14 protein-coding genes are annotated in these 15,702 nt (G+C 70.9%); 8 read left to right on the top strand and 6 right to left on the bottom strand.

Features of this window, described 5'->3' with window-relative positions:
* Window positions 1-32: 32 nt before the first annotated feature.
* From CXR44_RS35045 to CXR44_RS35035, 3 genes are all read right to left on the bottom strand, one after another.
* Entirely contained in the window at window positions 33-908 is an 876-nt protein-coding gene (locus CXR44_RS35045; RefSeq protein WP_101790445.1) for a hypothetical protein, read from the bottom strand.
* The gene (locus tag CXR44_RS35040; protein ID WP_101790444.1) at window positions 908-1,471 is read right to left on the bottom strand and encodes an RNA polymerase sigma factor; all 564 of its coding nucleotides are present in this window, start codon (window positions 1,469-1,471) and stop codon (window positions 908-910) included. The genes CXR44_RS35045 and CXR44_RS35040 overlap by 1 nt, the downstream gene beginning before the upstream one ends.
* Window positions 1,472-1,752: 281 nt before the next feature.
* Window positions 1,753-3,060 (bottom strand): FAD-binding oxidoreductase, encoded by a 1,308-nt coding sequence (locus CXR44_RS35035; RefSeq protein WP_101790443.1) that lies wholly within the window; start codon window positions 3,058-3,060, stop codon window positions 1,753-1,755.
* Between the two features lie 123 nt (window positions 3,061-3,183).
* Here CXR44_RS35035 and CXR44_RS35030 point away from each other — a divergent pair, with 123 nt between their 5' ends.
* Together CXR44_RS35030 and CXR44_RS35025 are read left to right on the top strand one after the other, a co-directional pair.
* Window positions 3,184-6,465, top strand: a complete 3,282-nt coding sequence (locus CXR44_RS35030; RefSeq protein ID WP_101790442.1) for an ATP-binding protein — start codon at window positions 3,184-3,186, stop codon at window positions 6,463-6,465.
* Between the two features lie 305 nt (window positions 6,466-6,770).
* Complete coding sequence (locus CXR44_RS35025; protein WP_101790441.1) at window positions 6,771-8,930, top strand: NACHT domain-containing protein; 2,160 nt, start codon at window positions 6,771-6,773, stop codon at window positions 8,928-8,930.
* 83 nt (window positions 8,931-9,013) lie between these two features.
* Here CXR44_RS35025 and CXR44_RS35020 read toward each other — a convergent pair whose 3' ends face one another.
* Window positions 9,014-9,250, bottom strand: a complete 237-nt coding sequence (locus tag CXR44_RS35020) for a hypothetical protein (protein ID WP_101790440.1) — start codon at window positions 9,248-9,250, stop codon at window positions 9,014-9,016.
* A 196-nt stretch (window positions 9,251-9,446) separates the two neighbouring features.
* On the opposite strand from CXR44_RS35020, the gene CXR44_RS35015 reads away from it, so the two are divergent.
* Window positions 9,447-10,157, top strand: coding sequence for an SMI1/KNR4 family protein (locus CXR44_RS35015; RefSeq protein WP_144070203.1), 711 nt, complete (start codon window positions 9,447-9,449; stop codon window positions 10,155-10,157).
* 157 nt (window positions 10,158-10,314) lie between these two features.
* Complete coding sequence (locus CXR44_RS35010) at window positions 10,315-10,881, top strand: dihydrofolate reductase family protein (protein ID WP_101790439.1); 567 nt, start codon at window positions 10,315-10,317, stop codon at window positions 10,879-10,881.
* Between the two features lie 152 nt (window positions 10,882-11,033).
* On the opposite strand, the gene CXR44_RS35005 is transcribed toward CXR44_RS35010, so the two are convergent.
* Together CXR44_RS35005 and CXR44_RS35000 are read right to left on the bottom strand one after the other, a co-directional pair.
* Entirely contained in the window at window positions 11,034-11,321 is a 288-nt protein-coding gene (locus tag CXR44_RS35005) for a DUF4287 domain-containing protein (protein WP_101790438.1), read from the bottom strand.
* Window positions 11,322-11,426: 105 nt separating this feature from the next.
* Window positions 11,427-12,149, bottom strand: coding sequence for a DUF998 domain-containing protein (locus CXR44_RS35000; protein ID WP_245899811.1), 723 nt, complete (start codon window positions 12,147-12,149; stop codon window positions 11,427-11,429).
* A gap of 29 nt (window positions 12,150-12,178) precedes the next feature.
* Here CXR44_RS35000 and CXR44_RS34995 point away from each other — a divergent pair, with 29 nt between their 5' ends.
* The 4 genes from CXR44_RS34995 to CXR44_RS34980 all read left to right on the top strand — a co-directional run bounded on the left by CXR44_RS34995 (window position 12,179) and on the right by CXR44_RS34980 (window position 14,510).
* The gene (locus CXR44_RS34995; RefSeq protein WP_180903859.1) at window positions 12,179-13,054 is read left to right on the top strand and encodes a helix-turn-helix domain-containing protein; all 876 of its coding nucleotides are present in this window, start codon (window positions 12,179-12,181) and stop codon (window positions 13,052-13,054) included.
* A gap of 153 nt (window positions 13,055-13,207) precedes the next feature.
* Entirely contained in the window at window positions 13,208-13,786 is a 579-nt protein-coding gene (locus CXR44_RS34990) for a PadR family transcriptional regulator (protein ID WP_101790436.1), read from the top strand.
* Window positions 13,787-13,791: 5 nt separating this feature from the next.
* On the top strand, window positions 13,792-14,034 hold the full coding sequence (locus tag CXR44_RS34985; RefSeq protein WP_144070202.1) for a hypothetical protein: 243 nt from the start codon (window positions 13,792-13,794) through the stop codon (window positions 14,032-14,034).
* An 8-nt stretch (window positions 14,035-14,042) separates the two neighbouring features.
* On the top strand, window positions 14,043-14,510 hold the full coding sequence (locus CXR44_RS34980) for a hemerythrin domain-containing protein (RefSeq protein WP_101790434.1): 468 nt from the start codon (window positions 14,043-14,045) through the stop codon (window positions 14,508-14,510).
* The last annotated feature ends 1,192 nt before the right edge of the window (window positions 14,511-15,702 follow it).

Genomic DNA, 15,702 nt, shown 5'->3' with positions numbered 1-15,702 from the left:
AGGACCACCGGCCCCTACGCCTGTTCGTCACCTCAGAATCCGGGCGGTGGAGTCGCCCCTGCCCCTGGCTCGACGTGCAGAACGATCACGCCGTCGTTGTAGGTCTCGGCTGCCGTCACCTTCCAACCCGGATCGACGCGGGAAGCCGGCACGTCGCTCTCGTAGCGGACGCCCTCGCCCCCGTCCCGGAGCGGCCAGTCCAGCTCGTAAGCCACCTTCAGGCCGCGCTCGCGGACGACCTGTACCGCCTCGGCCACCGAACGTCCCTGAAGTTTCACTCCGGCCAGCGCCTCACCCGGCCAGCTCGCATCGGCGGGGGAGGCGTACTTCTCGCCGGGCCTGGCCGGGCGCCCCAGACGGAACCGCGCGGGCCCCTTGATGTCAGCGGTGACACGGAAGGCCGTCAGGCACCCCTCGACCCGTGTCCCGCAGTCGGACAGGGAGGACGACATGCGCGCGTCGGGATCGGACTTGTCGAACCCCACGACGGGCGTGCGCTGTTGCGGTGAGACGGGCATCAGTTCGACCGTGACGTTGTCCAGCCCGACCGTCCGGAAGGCCTTCTCCAACTCCGCGGGATCGGGGTCGCCGTCGGTGATGTAGAAGGCGTACCAGTCACCGTCGCGGTCGATGGTCACGGCCTGGCTGGCGTACACCTGCTCGGATTCCGTGAAGAAGGACGGCACGACGACCAAAGCTCCAGCCAGTGCGCCCGCAGCGGCCAGGCCCAGCAGCGCGCGGCGGGGTGACGACATGATCCGCCGGCCGGGCCTCCTCGCGCGGACAGCGGCCGGCGTCCGCGCGCCCTGCGGCTCGTGGATCGCCGTCATCAGTCGCGCCCTGGCCGCGGCCTCGGCTTCGGCGGTCATGGCCGGGGTGTTCCGGCGAAATTCCTTGATCCCGCTCATCACAGCTCCTCGTCCCTGAGTACGTTCCTGGCCTTCTTGCGCGCGCGGTGCAGCCGTGACCGTACGGTCCCCACCGGAATGTCCAGCGCCCGCGCCACTTCCTCGTAGGACATGTCCTCCCACGCCACCAGCAGGAGCACCTCCCGATCCCCGCGTGACAGCGACGCCAGCGCCCCCGCCAGCTCACGTTCCCTGCCCTGCGCCGTCACCCGGCGGGTCACGGTGTCGGCCAGCGCCTCGGGCAGCGGATCCACCCCGGTACGGCTCAGCGCCCGCAGCAGCCGCTCCTCCTGCCGCCGGTGCCTGGCGACCAACGTGGTGGCGATGCCGTACAGCCAGGGCCTCGCCAGCGCGAACGACGTGTCGTACGTCTCGCGCCTGCGGAAGGCGGCCAGGAACGTCTCCGCCACGATGTCGTCGGCGGCCTGCGTGCCGAGCCGCCGCGCCACGTACAGATGGATCTGCTTGGCGTAGCGGTCGAACAGTGTCGCGAACTGCTCGGGGTCGTGCGCCGATCGCCGGATCAGTTCTCCGTCGTCGATTTCGATGGTCTCAGCACCCAACGCCTCTCCTTCGTGAGTAGGTATGCACCGAACTGTCTCCCGAAGGGCGCCACCGGGTTCTCCGAAGTCGTAACGGCGGACGACGTGCTGCGGCCGCCCACCTTCACGGAGATGGGCGGCGGAGCTTCAGGTGTGCGGCGCGGTCAGGAGCCGGAGCCCCAGCCGCGGGGCGGGGCGGAGGCGGCGGCCAGCGTGCGGGCGGTCCGGTCGGTGATCACACGGTTCTCCTCGGGGCGTCGCTGAGGGCGATCGGGTAGGGGGCGGGAACGGTGCTGAGCTGGTCAGTCGAGGACCGGGAAGTTGCTGCGGAACGTCCCCCGGGGGTCGAGGCTCCGCTTGAGGGCGCGGAGCCGGCCCAGGGCCTGCGGGGTGAAGGCGCCGGCGGCGCGCTCTCCCGGCGCGAGGAAGGTGAACGGCTTGCGGCCGCTGGTGTACGGGATGAGGGCGTCGGCGAGCTCGGCCTGACGGCCACCCACGGCGGCGCCGCCGTCCTGGCCCGGGATGCCGAACATGTAGAGGGCGAACGGCTCGTCCAGGTGGCCCGCGGCCGTGTCCGTCGGGCGGGAGAGGGCTCCGCCGAGGTGGCGGAGCTGGACGCTGAGCAGCGGGTCGATGGGGCGCTCCAGCAGCGCCGCGGCGACCTCGTCGGTCAGGCCGGTCAGCAGCTCGGCGCGGGACCGGCCCGGGCCTGGGTCGGTGGGCTCCGCGGTGATGGAGCCAAGCTCCGCGACCGGGAGCAGGGCGCGGGAGTCGGAGATCACGCCGGGGATCTTGCCCAGCGGGCGCAGCAGGGCTTCGGCGTCGCCGCCCTCACCGAGGAAGGTGGCGTCGATCGCGACCAGCGGGGCGGCGCCCGGGAACTGCAGCAGGTCGTACCAGACGGTCAGCTCGTCGGGCGCGTCGGCGGTGATCTCGCGGTAGGCGTCCAGCACGGCGGGGGCCCTGTCGGCTGACCACAGCATCCGGCCGCCGTACAGGAGGGGCGCCGGGTGCAGGGCGAACTCGATCGCGGTGACGACGGCGAAGTCGCCGCCGCCGCCGCTCAGCGCCCAGAACAGGTCGGGGTCGGATTCGGCGGTCACGCGGGCGCGGGCACCGGCGGCGTCGACGACCTCGAAGGCGCGGACGCTGCCGGAGGCGAAGCCGTGCTTGCGGCTGAACCAGCTCAGGCCGCCGCCGAGGATGTAGCCGGTGACGGTGACCGCCGGGCTGCTGCCGGCGAGCCCGGTCAGGCCGTACGGGCTCGCGGCCTCGAGGACGCGGCCCCACGTGACGCCGGCTCCCACCCGGGCGACCCGCGTGCCGGGGTCGACGTGCAGCTCGTCCAGGCGGCCGGTGCGCAGCAGGATCAGCTCGCCGGCGTTGCCGGAGGCGCCGTGGCCGCTGGGCTGCGTGGTCACGGTCAGGCCGGCCAGGCGGGCGTAGCGGATCAGCGCGGCCACGTCGTCGGCGTCGGCCGCCTCGACCACGGCCCGTACGGGCTGCTCGACCGCGAGGTTCCAGGGACGCCGCGCCTGCTCGAACCCTTCGTCCCCGGCGACCAGCACCTCGCCGCGGACCACACTGCGCAGCTCGTCGTGGAGCGTCATGACGTCTTCCTTTCCTTCGCCGGTTCGTCGTCGGCGGTTCGTCGTCGATGGCTCCACTGTCGCGGCCGGCGGCTGGGATCGAGCTGGGGCCGAGTTGGGGTGCCGTAGGGTGAGGGTGCTGACGTGCTGGGGGAGGACATGGGGGCGGCACTGGAGTTCCGGCTGTTCGGCCCTCTGGAGGTGGCCGCGGGCGGGCGAGGTGCGCTGGATCTCGGCACGCGCAAGCAACGGGCCCTGGTGGCGATGCTGGCGCTCGAGCCCGGCCGGGTCGTCTCGCTGGATCGGCTGATCGGGCAGCTGTGGGCCGATGAGCCCCCCGCCGGGGCCACCCGGACCCTGCAGGCCTACATCGCGCCGCTGCGCCGGGCTCTGGAGCCGGAGCGCCTGCCGCGGACCCCGCCGAAGGTGCTCCTGACCAGGGAGCCGGGATACCTGCTCGACATCGCGCCGGGCCAGGTCGACCTGTGGCGGTTCACCGCCTGGGCGGAGGAGGGCCGGGCGGCGCTGGCCCGCGGGGCGCACGACAGGGCCGTCGAGGTGCTCGAGCTGGCCCTCGGCCTGTGGCGCGGGGAGCCGTTGGGGGAGTTCGCCGACCACGAGTTCGCCCGGCCCGTCATCGCCCAGCTGGCCGAAACCCGTGTCGCGTCCCTGGAGAACAGCTTCGACGCCCGGCTGGCCCGGGCGGAGGCCGCCTCCCTGGTGCCGGGGCTGGAGGCGCTCGTCGAGGACGAGCCCTACCGGGAGCGGGCCTGGTCCCTGCTGGTGCTCGCGCTCTACCGGGCCGGTCGCCAGGCCGACGCGCTGGCGGCGCTCCGCCGGGTGCGGACCAGGCTGGACGCGGACCTCGGCCTCACCCCCGGGCCCGAGCTGCGGAAGCTGGAGGAGGCGGTGTTCGGCCAGTCGCCGGAGTTGCTGCTCCCTCCGGCGCCCGAGCAGGTCCGCGTCGTCCCACCCGAGCAGGTCCCCGCCGCCCGGCCCGAGCCGGAGCCGGACGCGGACCTGCTGATCGCGCGGTCGGCCCAGCTCGCGCTGGTGGAGCGGCGCCTGGCCGCGGCGCGGCGCGGCCAGGGCGGCGCCGTCCTCGTCATGGGCGAGGCGGGGATCGGCAAGACCCGCCTCGTCCAGGCCGCCGCCGACCTGGCCGTCGCACGCGGCTTCCGGGTCGCCTGGGGGCGCTGCGCCGACGGCACCGCGCCGGCCTTCTGGCCGTGGACCCAGATCCTGCGCGAGGCCGGTGACCGCTCCGGGTTGCTGTCCGAACGGGCGGCCGACCCGCGGCAGGATCCCGACGTCGCGTTGTTCGGCCTGTACGAGAAGGTCGTGGACGTCCTGGCGGCGGACGAGGCGCCGCTCGCCGTCGTCCTGGACGACCTCCACTGGGCGGACGTGTCCTCCCTGCGGCTCCTGGACTTCGTGGCAGGGGCGGCGGCCCGGCATCGGATGCTCCTCCTCGTCACCAGCCGGCCCGAGCCCGGCGACCACTCCGACGCGCTGCGCGCCACGACGGCGGCGCTGACCAGGTCCGGCGACCGGCTTGAGCTGGCGCCGTTCACCGCCGCCGAGGTGGCGTCCTACCTGCGCGCCAGGCAGGTGCCCGACGAGCCGGACCGGGTCGCCGCCCTGCTCGACAGGACCGGTGGCAACCCCTTCTACCTGGGCGAGCTGCTGCGCCTGCCGGGCGGCGAGGACGGCGTCCCGAGCGGTGTCCGCAGCGTGATCGACCATCGCGTGGCCCGGCTGCCGGAGGAGACGCGCGACCTGCTGAGGGCCGCGTCGGTCGCCGGACGCGACGTCGGCGTGGACCTGCTGGAGTCCGTCACCGGCACGACGGCCGAGCAGGTGATGGCCGCGCTGGACCCGGCCGTCGCGACCGGGCTGCTGGTCGAGCCGCCCGCGGGGCCCGACTACCGCTTCGCGCACGCGCTCGTCCAGGAGGCGCTCTACGCCGGACTCAGCCGGGTCGAACGCGCCCGCCTGCACCTGCGGGTGGGCGAGACGCTCGAAACCGTGCTGCCCGAGGCCGAGTCCGCCACCCTGGCGCACCACTTCGCCAAGGCCGCGCGGCTGGGCGGCGCGGACAGGGCCGTGAGGCACGCCGCCCGTGCGGCCCGGCACGCGGCGGGTCAGCTCGCGCACGCGGAGGCCATCGGGTTCTGGCAGCTGGCCCTGTCCGCGCTGCCGCCCGGACGCGATGCCGATCGCGCCCGGTTCCTCATCGAGCGGGGCCACGCCGGCCGCGCCGTGGGGCGGCCGCAGGACGCCCTGCGCGACTGGGAGGAGGCGATCCGCATCGCCCGCGCGATCGGTGACCGGGACGTGCTGATCCCGGCGGTCACCGCCATCGGCGGGCCGTCGCTGTGGAACTGGCGCTCGTACGGCGTCGTGAACCACGAGATGGTCGCCGTCATCGAGCACCTGCTGGACGGCCCGCTCGCCGACGCCGACCGCGCCGCCCTGCTGGGGTCCCTCGCCCTGGAGCTGCACTACGGCCCGCGCAGCGCCGAGGGCGAGCGCCATGCCGCCGAGGCGGTCGCGCTCGCCCGCAGGACCGGGGACGTCGCGCTGCTGGCCCGTACGATGAACAACTACCTGCTCGCGGCCTTCCGGCCAGGCCGCAACGCGCAGCGGCGGGCCGTCGCGGAGGAACTGGCCGGCCTCCCGGGCCTGCCCGTCAGCGGGGAGGTGACGGCGCGGGTCTTCCTGATGTCGTGCCTGCTGCGTGACGGAGACCTGGCCGGCTGGGACCGCGAGCTGGCCCGCTGCGAGGCGCTGCTGGCTGCCGTGCCCAGGCCGGAGCTGGGGTCGATGGTGCGCATCGCGCAGACCGCCCGCAGCACGCTCGACGGCAGGTGGGACGAGGCCGAGTCGCTGCTCGACCGGTACGGTGACATGAGGTTCGGCTCGACCCTGTGGGGCAGCGACTTCCGCCGCCTGGTGACCACGTTCACCTGCCGGCGCGCGCAGGGCCGCGTGGGCGAGATCCTCGACGAGCTCGTGACCGCCGCGTCCGGACCGCACCTCGCGCCCCTGCGACCGGTCGCCGTGCTCGCCGCCGTCGAGGCCGGCCGCACCTCGCTGGCCCACGAGCTGATCGGCCGCTGGGGGACCGACATGCCCGACGACTGGGTGGCCGACTTCCTCCTGCCGGTCTGGGGTCTGGTCGCCGCCCGTCTGGGCACCCCCGACCCTCGGGACCTCTATCGCCGGCTCGCCCCGTACGCGGAGCAGTTCGTCGTGGCGGGCATGGGCAGCGCCTGCTGGGGCTCCACCCATCTCGTGCTCGCCGAGCTGGCCCGCCGCATCGGCGAGGACGACACGGCCCGCGATCATGCCCGCGCCGCGCTGGAGACGCACCGGCGGCACGGGCTGACCTACTGGGAGGAGCGAAGCCGTTCGCTGACGTGACGCGGTCCGGTCCAGCCCGATCCCAGCTCGACCCCAGCCGCGGCGGGCCACAGTCGAAGCCGTCCAGGACGCCGGCCAGGCGTCCGCCGATCGGATGGGAGTTCGACAGATGAACACGGTGATCAGCGACGTCCGCGTCTTCGACCCGCGCCATCGTGGACGTGTGGCGCCGCGGCACCCGCCAGACCCGTCCCTGAGGCCGGCCCGGTCGGCGCGGCACGGGGTGGGGGACGAAACGGAAATCTCCCGCTGATCTTCGGACCGTTGCCACCACACGGCGGGCGGCCCCTTGGAATGCTGGGACCGTGACCCAGCGGACGAGGACATGGTGGTTCTGGGCAGGCTTCGCGATCGGGATCGTCACGCTGGTCGCCGCCGCACTGCGGCTGTGGACGCGGTATCCCGGGGACGTGGACCCGGTCAGCGCGGGGCTCGCGCTCGTCGGGATCGTCATCGCCGCGCTCTCATGGTGGCAGACGCAGCGGCTGGCCGACACCGACGTACCGGCGGCGACGATCCTGCTGACCCGGCGGGTGCTGGCCGAGGAGAAGGCCCAGCGGGCCCAGCTGGTGGGCGGCAGAGGCAAGGACGCCGTCATCGATGTCGACTTCCTGTTCCACCCCACCGGCAACGCCGTCTCCGCTCGGCCGTGCGGCAATCTGAAACAGGTGGCCGCCTACTTCCGCGACCTGCGCGCACCACGACGACTCGTGATCGCCGGAGTGGCGGGGACGGGCAAGACGGTCCTCGCGATCGAGTTGATCCTCGAACTGCTCGACAACCGGCAGCCCGACGACCCCGTCCCCGTGCGGATCACGGCGGCGAGCCTGGATCCGGACGTACCCGTGAAGGACATGCTCGCCCGGCACCTGACCACGGCGTTCAACCTGAAGCCGGTGACCGCGCGCACGCTCGTGGAGGCGGAGAAGGTCCTGCCCGTCATCGACGGACTGGACGAGATGGACGAGACCGACAAGCCGGGCTACGGGTCACGGGCCGCCCGAGCGCTGCGCGCGCTGGAGGACTACGAGCACGGGCTGGATCGCTGCAGCCTGGTGGTGACCTGCCGCACCGACCAGTACGACGCCCTGGCCGCCGACGGGGCCGCCCCCCGCGGCGTCGCCCGCATCGACATGAAGGAGGTGGGCGGCGACAAGGCGCGGCGGTTCGTCCAGGCCGTCACCGATCAGCAGGATCCGGACCGCTGGCGGCCGGTTCTGGACGCGCTGACCGGCGACGGTCATGTCCTGGCCGGGGCGCTGAACACGCCGTGGCGGCTGACGCTGGCGGTCAGCGTCTACGAGGAACGCGACCCGTTCACCGGACGCTACGTGCGCTCCCCTCAGGCCCTCACGGAGTTCGCCGACGAACCGTCCGTGCAGGAGCATCTCCTCAGCCTGTTCATCCCCGCCCGGCTGGCCGCGACGGATCCGGCCGGGAAGGGGCCGACCGCTGAGCAGACCCATGCCTGGCTGGCCGTCCTGGCCGGCTATCTGCGCGGGAACGAGAGCCGGCCGCCGTTCCACGGACGCGTGCTGTCCAGCACCGACCTCGTCCTGCACCGGTTGTGGCCGCTGGCGGGAGAGCGCCCGCGGGTGATGGGCGCGCTGGTGGCCCTGGTCACCGCTGTCCCCGGAGCCGCCGTCGTGGCCGCCGGCCTGTTCCTGGCGTTGTCGCAGACGGAGATCGTGGACGGCCTCGTACCGGGCCGGACGGTGGGAGCGCTCATGCTTCTCTGGCTGCCGGCCTTCGTGGCCCTGGGCCTGCTGGCGGAACCTGTGAGGGCTTGGCGGGAGGTGTGGCCCACGGCGGACGAGGCCGGCCCCCGCCTGTTCCGCGGCGTACGTGATCGCAAGAGTGCCGTGGTGGAGGGCGTGCTCGGGGCCGTGGGCGGCTTCCTGGCGGGAGCGGCGGTCATCGTGGAGTTCGCCATCGATCTTCCGCTGTGGGTGCCGGTCGTCTTCGGCCTCCTGATGGGATTCGGGATGGCCAGCGGGAGAAGCGGGGAGAGCGGACATGCCGGTCTCCGCGAGGGCGTCGACCCGAGAGCGGTCATTCGCGATGACGTGGTCTCGACACTCGTGTCGGCCCTCACCTTCGGCCCCGGGTTCGGGTTCATGGTGGGAATCTGGTTCGCGGAGCTGCTGGACGGGCTCTCCATCGTCACGGCGGTCACCGCGGGCGCGATCTTCGGCATGTCCATCGTGGCGTCCTGGTCACTGCTGCTGTCGCGCCGTTACCTCGGGCTTCTCCTGTCCACGCGAGGTCGGCTGCCGTGGCGGCTGGGACGGTTCCTGCACCGGTGCTATGACGCGGGGCTGCTGCGGATCTCCGGGATCGCGTACCAGTTCCGTCACCGTGAGCTCCAGGACTATCTGGCTGCCCACCCCATGCCGTCATCTCCCGACCCGAGCCCCCTCGGCGGCGACGCCGTGACAACAGGCGACGGGCCCGACGGGCGGTGAGCCGTGTTCAGCATCCTGGAATGCTCAGGATGCTGAACCTGCGCGGAGAGCGGCATGAACCATGGCTGAAGGCGCTGTCCGCACTACTTGTCGGCGTCCCGCAAGAATTTCGCGATCTTCTCGGCCTTGTCGGCCACGTAGCCGATCGGGTCTGCTTTCGCCTGCGCTGCTTCGGACAGGAGAACGGCATGGACGATCAGCTCGTCCTTTATGCTCGGACGTTCGTAATCGCCGTCGCCGACGTGGAACGACTCTCCTGTGGTCCAGGGGTCCTCGGGGTTCACGGACATGGAATCCTCTTCCTTGGGGATCGGGAACATGGCCGGCCTTCTCTCAAGGTAACGCGACGTCGGCGATTACTCCATGGGCGCGCCGCAATAGCATATGCGGCATCAAACAGGGATAAACGCGTATAAGGCCACAAAAGGAGACCTTTATATCTCTCTTTTCGTCACCTCCGCCACAGCCCCCTCCTCACGGCCACGGCGCCACTGACGGTCTTCGGATGTGCGTATCATGCCGGACGTGACGCGTTCCGACTGGGCAGATGTGCGCGAACGGCTTTCGCGGCTGGCCGCCGCGCCCGGTGCCGGGGCGGTGTTCGGTGCCGCGAGCCACGGCTGGGAGCTCGAGTCACCGCTGGACGCCGAGGACCTGGCCGACCTGGAGGCACAGCTCCGGGTGGAGCTGCCCGGCGAGTACCGGTCCTTCCTGCTGCAGGCGGGGCGCGGGGGAGCGGGTCCCGCCTACGGGCTCTTCCCCGTACGTCGCCCGAAGGGGCGATGGCAGTGGGAGGGCGACGGCGCCGATCTCACCGACCTGGACACGCTGGACCAGCCATTTCCTCACGTCGAGGCGTTCGACCCGGCCGACGGTCTGCCCGCGCCGCCTGACAAGGCAGATTTCGAGTCCACGGAGGAATTCGACGCCGCCGAGAACGCGTACTGGGAACAGCACGAGGCGGTCGTCTTCCACCCGCGGCATTCGATCGGCCTGCTGTACCTCTGTCACCTTGGCTGCGCGTATCGGGAGGCCCTGGTGATCAGCGGCCCGGCGCGGGGCCAGATGTGGGCTGACGACACGGCCGGCGACGGTGGATTCCGGCCGCTGCGCGACGCGGACGGAAAGCCGCTCGGGTTCGGCCGTTGGTATCGGGGTTGGCTGGAGGCGGCAGAAGACCAGGTCTCAGGCGGCAACCGCCGAGCCGCCGTCCCCGATCCCGGGTAGACCTCCTTGCCGGCTCGGCCTTGGCAGCAACCGGTGGGCCGGGCGCCGATGAGTTTCGGGCGGCAGCGTTGTCCAAGCATCAGCGACAGGCCGCAGGCGCCGCACGTTCCCTGGCAAGCACGGCCCCCGGACGACCCCAGACCACGGAGTCCTCATCATGCGAAAGCTGATAGCGACAGTGTTCAACTACTCCCTCGACGGCCTCCTCGCCGACGAGGGCACCGAGTTCTCGAAGTTCTGCTTCGACCTGCCCGAGAACCGTGAGCCCGACGACCCGGCGCACCTCGACTTTCTCCGCAGCGCGTACGCGCACGTCATGGGCCGCACCGCCTACGAGAGCATCGCCGGGGCCATGACGACGACGTCCACCGACCACCCGTTCGCCGGCATCCTGAACACCGGGCGCAAGGTCGTCTTCTCCCGGACCCTGACGAGGGCCGACTGGGCCAACACCGCCATCGCCGCCGGTGACACGACAGAAGAGATCGACAAGCTCAGGCTGGGCGGCGACGGCCACATCGTGGTCTGGGGCGGCGTCAGCCTCTGGCGGTCGCTCATGCGGCTCGACCTGATCGACGAACTCCAGGTGAGCATGTTCCCCTACGTCTCAGGCGAGGGCACCCGGCTGTTCGACGGCGTCCCCGCGTCCTACCGGCTCGACCTGGTCTCCAGCACCACCTCCGGCAACGGGATCCTGTATCTGCGGTACCGGCGACACCGCTGACCCCAGCGCCCGGACACGCACCAAGAAGCCGGCCCGCGCCGGCGAGACGAGAGCGCGGCCGGCGAGCGGCGGCAGAATCCGACTCCCGAAGACGGCGGACGCACCCGCACTTCTGCGCTTGCGTCCGCGGCGCACTCGAAGTCGTTCACACGTCACGGCCGGTTGTTCTTCCCATCCAGCCACAGCACGTTCGACTCATCCCGATGGGTCCCGGAACCGCCGACATGCTTCGAGTCGATCTCCGGACCCTTCTTGATCACGTGCACCAGCGCCATGGCATGCCCACGGCCGAGACCGTAGTCCTGCTTGAGCCATTCGACGATCACGCCTGCCTTCACCGACTCGTCATCGAACCCGCGTTCCTTCGCCAGTTCGATGAACTCGCGGGGCGTCAGCCCGGTCTTGTCCTCGATGTTGTCCAGGTACGCCTGAAAAGACATGTGAATCTCCTTGCCGGTCATGAAGCCATGAGCATGTGACGTTCGTGCTGGTTGCAACGGAGCTGGGCGTTCCACGAACAACGCGCCCGTTCTGAGGGCCGGCCGTCAGACCCGAGCGGCCTGCCCCAGCTTGAACATGGTCACCGTGATCCATGTCCAGGTCGCGGTGACGCCGACGAACATGGCGAGCGGTCCCCCTGCCGCGCCGCTCATCGCCCATCCCAGGCCCACGGCGAGCATCGCGCCGCAGATGCGTCCGGCGAAGGCCCAGGACGTGCCGCTGAACCGCCGGCCCAGGACGAGACAGAACGCGATCATCGCGAGGAACGACATGCTCGCCGCGGCCATGTGCACAGCCCCGACGGAACTCATCGTTCCCGGGACGTCGGGCGTACCAGGAGGAAACGCGAAGCCCGGATCGGCCGGGAAGATGCCGGCCACGATCAAGCCGGCTCCCTGCAGGCCAAGAAGGCGAGGCCCCCACGCACCACCTGTACCGGCGTGCCGCAGCCCTGCCGCCCCGCACAGGGTCAGAAGCCCTGTCGCCACGAAACTGGAGATCTGGATCCAGCCGAGGTCCCCCAGGGAAAGCATGCTGATCGGATGCCGGGTCAGGTCAAAGCCCGTGCGGGTCGTCGCCTGGGTCACGGCGAGCAGAATCCAGATCGGGGCCGCCAGCATGCCGGCAGTGAGCAGCAGCGGCCGTCTCCGCGTTCTCGCTTCAACGATTGTCATGTCAGCAATCTTGGGAATGGCGCCGCCGAGGCACCAGAGCAAACTGAGTTCACGGCATGCCGTCACCAGCGATAGCGTTACCGGCAACGCCATTTCCTGCTGAATACGGCAAGGGGGAAACGTTGCACGACAGCCGCGAACTCCTTGGCCAGTTCCTGCGCGAACGCCGCGCCAGGACCACGCTCAGCCAGGCAGGGCTCCCCGCACGACGATCCCGCCGCGGCAGCACCCTTACACAGGAAGACCTGGCGTACGCCACGGGATATTCCATTCGCACCATCAGCGCGCTGGAACAGGGCGCAGAACATCGCCCCACCCCCGAACTGCTCGAGGCCATCGCCTCAGCACTCCAACTCAGCCAGGACGAGCGCAGCGTCCTGTGGTTCCTCGCGAACGGCACCCCACGGCCCGAGCCCCAGAGCGCCGCCGAGCCCGACCCGGCCCTGCACCGGCTGGTCAACGCCCTGGAACCCCATCCCGCGTACGTGACCGACGGCTTGTGGAACTTCCAGAACCAGAATGCTTCGTTCGCCCGGTGGATCTGCGACTTCACCGCCCTGCCCGCCGGCGAGCGCACGATCCTGCACTGGTTCTTCCTGCACGAGCACTCCAAGCACGTCGCGGTCGAATGGGAGCACGAGGCGATGGCGCTGATGTCGCTGGTCCGCGGCCGGGCGATGCGGTCACGGCGCGGCCACGAACTCACGGCCGTGGTGAACGACATCTGCGACCGGAGTCCAGACGCCAGACGCATCTGGGCCGGCGGCACCGACCTGCTCGTCCAAGGCCCGTCCCGGCCGATGCTCTTTCGCGAGCCCGGCTACACCGACCCCCGCCAACCGGACGACAAGAATCATCACGTCCAGCTGACCACCACCACGCTCACTCCGGTGCGGGAAGGAGAGAGCCATCGCGTGCTGGCCTTCCTCCTGCCCGAGGACTACAGAACGCGCACCGCGTCGAGCGACGTATGCCTCGCCTGTCATGCGGCTCGATGACCCCAAGGGATGCTGCGCCGGGGGATGACCCGCGCTCCGGCCTCGGCTCCCTGCCGATGACGCTTGTCCCGCGATGCCGTAGGGGAGACGCGACGACTCCACGTGAACTACTCGTGTTTGACTAGTGGGAACTGCTCGTGTTCACCTGGCCAGGTGAGTGACGTACGCATGTTCGTGCTCGGCGCCCTGCTGCGCGGTCCCATGCACGGGCATCAGATCCGCCGGCAGGCGCAACTGGACCGCACCGAGCTGTGGACCGACATCAAGGTGGGCTCGCTGTACGGGGCCTTGCACCGGCTGGTCGCCGAGGGCGCGATCGAGGTGGTCCGTACCGAGCGGGCGGCGGGCCCGGCACGGACGGTGTACACGCTCACCGCGGCCGGGCGCGAGGAGTTCATCGCGCTGCGCGACCGGATGCTGCGCGAGGTCCGGCTGCGACCCGACCCGGTGGATCTCGCGCTGCACTACGCCGACGATCTCGCCGAGGACGACCTGCGGGCACTGATCGGCGACCGGCGCGACGCGCTGATCGCCCGGCTGACGGCCTGGCGGCACCAACGCGAGCAGGCCGAGCCGTACCTGCGCGGGCTGGAGCCGATGACCTTCGACCACACCACGGCACGCCTGCGGGCCGAGATCGCCTGGCACGAGAGCCTGCTGGAGCAGCTACCGGAGCTGCTCGCCGCGAACGACCGCGACCCATCGCCGACGGCGGAAGGACGGCAAGAATGATTCCGATGACCGGAGCGAACGGTCTGGTGGGGCGGCACCTCGTCACCGTCGAGGAGGGGCCGCACCAGGCCCGCGAGCGGATGGCCCGCCACGGCGTGCCCGGCTCGCTCATCGACGACCTCCCGGCCACGCGGGCCGTCACCGCCGGAGTGCCCGCCACCGTGTCGCCCGCCGTCGAGCAGCTCACCGGGCTGTCCGGCCGCGGCTTCGCGCAGTGGGCCGACGAGCACGCCGACGACGTCCGCTGAGCACCGTCATGCTGCGCAACCGCATCTTCGCCTGGCACCGGGAGTTGCAGGACGTCCACCACCGCCTGGAAAAGGCGCTGGAGGACGCCCGCAGGGCCATCCGCTCCGGCGAACGCGCCCAGAGCCTCAAACCCGAACTCCGCGACTTCTGCTACACCTTCTGCTCTGCCCTGGGCAGCCATCACCGCAGCGAGGACAGCGACTTCTTCCCGGCCCTGCTGCAGCAGATGCCCGAGCTGGAGCCCACGATCGCCCGCCTGGGTCGCGAGCACGAGGTTCTCGCGCGCCTCCTTGCCGACTTCCAGCTGAGCCTCGACGACCCGCAATCATCACCGCAGCAGCTCTTCCACGAGATCAACGACATCAAGGCCGCGATGAAGGCTCATTTCGGCTTCGAGGAAGGCTCCCTGAACCAGGCACTTCGTGCTCTTGACGTCCCAGAGAGCGACAGGAACCGCATGTTCGGCGACCTCTGACTGATGGCCTCTCCACTCCGGCCCAGAGTTCCGCTGCCGCCGTCCCATCACGGCGTGCTCGCCGGAGCAGCTGTCCGAACCGCAGGAGCAGTACGGCCGACGATCAGGAGTCGCCGTACCCGGGCTCACCCGACCATGGCCCCTGCCACGGCCAGACCAGGTGCGTTCCTGGAGAGAGGATGGCGACGGCACCGAGATCCGGCAATCCTACCCGCGCCACCGGGTTCCCCCACGCCTCGCCCGAGAGGAGCACCGACGGCGATCACGCCCACCTTCCGCCACACCCTGCTGGACTTGGGCGACGAGTCCACCCGCACCTCCGGCCCTCACTCACGGGTGGGTGAGGGCCGGAGCGATCACAGGTTCGGTTGTGCAGCTAGAGCTTCTGACGGGGCCGGCCTACCACCAGCCGCCGCCCCAACCCCAGCCGCCGCCCCACCAGCGACGGCGGCAGCCGCCACCCCACCAACGACGGCGGTGCCAGTGATCCTGACGGAATCCAACTTGGGACAGGTGCGTCCTAGCCATGCTTCCTCCCCGTTGGCTAGTTGGCCCAAATTCGGACGCTACACCCATACCGGACATATCGGGAGGGGTGTCAGGCAATTCCGTGAAAGTTCATCCGACGGGGCGTGTCCGCCGACTCAGTCCTTGTCCGATCTGATCCGCTCACGCCCTTCGACCGTAGCGGGACGAGATCTGGCCGAGTTGCCGTGAGACATGAAGGAGATCCGCGCCACCGCGACCGCGTCACGAGGGGACCTTCCGCCGACGACCCCGCCCAGAGAGAACGCGACCCGCTGCCCCGGCACAGGTTGGCGGTGCCCTCCACCACGGCCCGTGCGCACCACCACGCCGCGGGCATGGTGGTGGACGGTGAACTGATGACGGCGCTGGAGAAGGCCGCCGACGAGGAAAGGGGGCTGCACCTAAGGGCAAATCCCCCAGGACAACGGCCCCGGCGACGGCACGCCCGGCAGCAACGGCGACGGCGACGGCGGAGAGCGTCAGTCCGCCTCGTGAGCGGCCCAGCTCGGCCGCCGTCAGCCGGATCCTGCGTCGCAGTCGTAACGCCGGCGTCCGGCAACCCGGAACCTACGGAGTAAAAGATCCAGTTAGGCCCGTTCTGGACCGTTCAATGAGGCTTTTTCATCCCCCTGACGGCAGGGCGCTGGTCACAGCCTGATCGCGA

It is taken from the genome of Nonomuraea indica (assembly GCF_002850745.1).
Lineage (GTDB): Bacteria > Actinomycetota > Actinomycetes > Streptosporangiales > Streptosporangiaceae > Nonomuraea > Nonomuraea indica.
The sequence above is the reverse complement of the archived record's forward strand: the minus strand, read 5'-3'. Positions and strand labels throughout refer to the sequence as shown.

What these genes read in the sequence shown, in the direction of transcription:
- CXR44_RS35045 (WP_101790445.1), bottom strand. Translation starts at nt 908, where the DNA reads ATGAGCGGGATCAAGGAATTTCGCCGGAACACCCCGGCCATGACCGCC.
- CXR44_RS35035 (WP_101790443.1), bottom strand. Translation starts at nt 3,060, where the DNA reads ATGACGCTCCACGACGAGCTGCGCAGTGTGGTCCGCGGCGAGGTGCTG.
- CXR44_RS35020 (WP_101790440.1), bottom strand. Translation starts at nt 9,250, where the DNA reads ATGTTCCCGATCCCCAAGGAAGAGGATTCCATGTCCGTGAACCCCGAG.
- CXR44_RS35015 (WP_144070203.1), top strand. Translation starts at nt 9,447, where the DNA reads ATGCCGGACGTGACGCGTTCCGACTGGGCAGATGTGCGCGAACGGCTT.
- CXR44_RS35010 (WP_101790439.1), top strand. Translation starts at nt 10,315, where the DNA reads ATGCGAAAGCTGATAGCGACAGTGTTCAACTACTCCCTCGACGGCCTC.
- CXR44_RS35005 (WP_101790438.1), bottom strand. Translation starts at nt 11,321, where the DNA reads ATGTCTTTTCAGGCGTACCTGGACAACATCGAGGACAAGACCGGGCTG.
- CXR44_RS35000 (WP_245899811.1), bottom strand. Translation starts at nt 12,149, where the DNA reads ATGGCGTTGCCGGTAACGCTATCGCTGGTGACGGCATGCCGTGAACTC.
- CXR44_RS34985 (WP_144070202.1), top strand. Translation starts at nt 13,792, where the DNA reads ATGACCGGAGCGAACGGTCTGGTGGGGCGGCACCTCGTCACCGTCGAG.
- CXR44_RS34980 (WP_101790434.1), top strand. Translation starts at nt 14,043, where the DNA reads ATGCTGCGCAACCGCATCTTCGCCTGGCACCGGGAGTTGCAGGACGTC.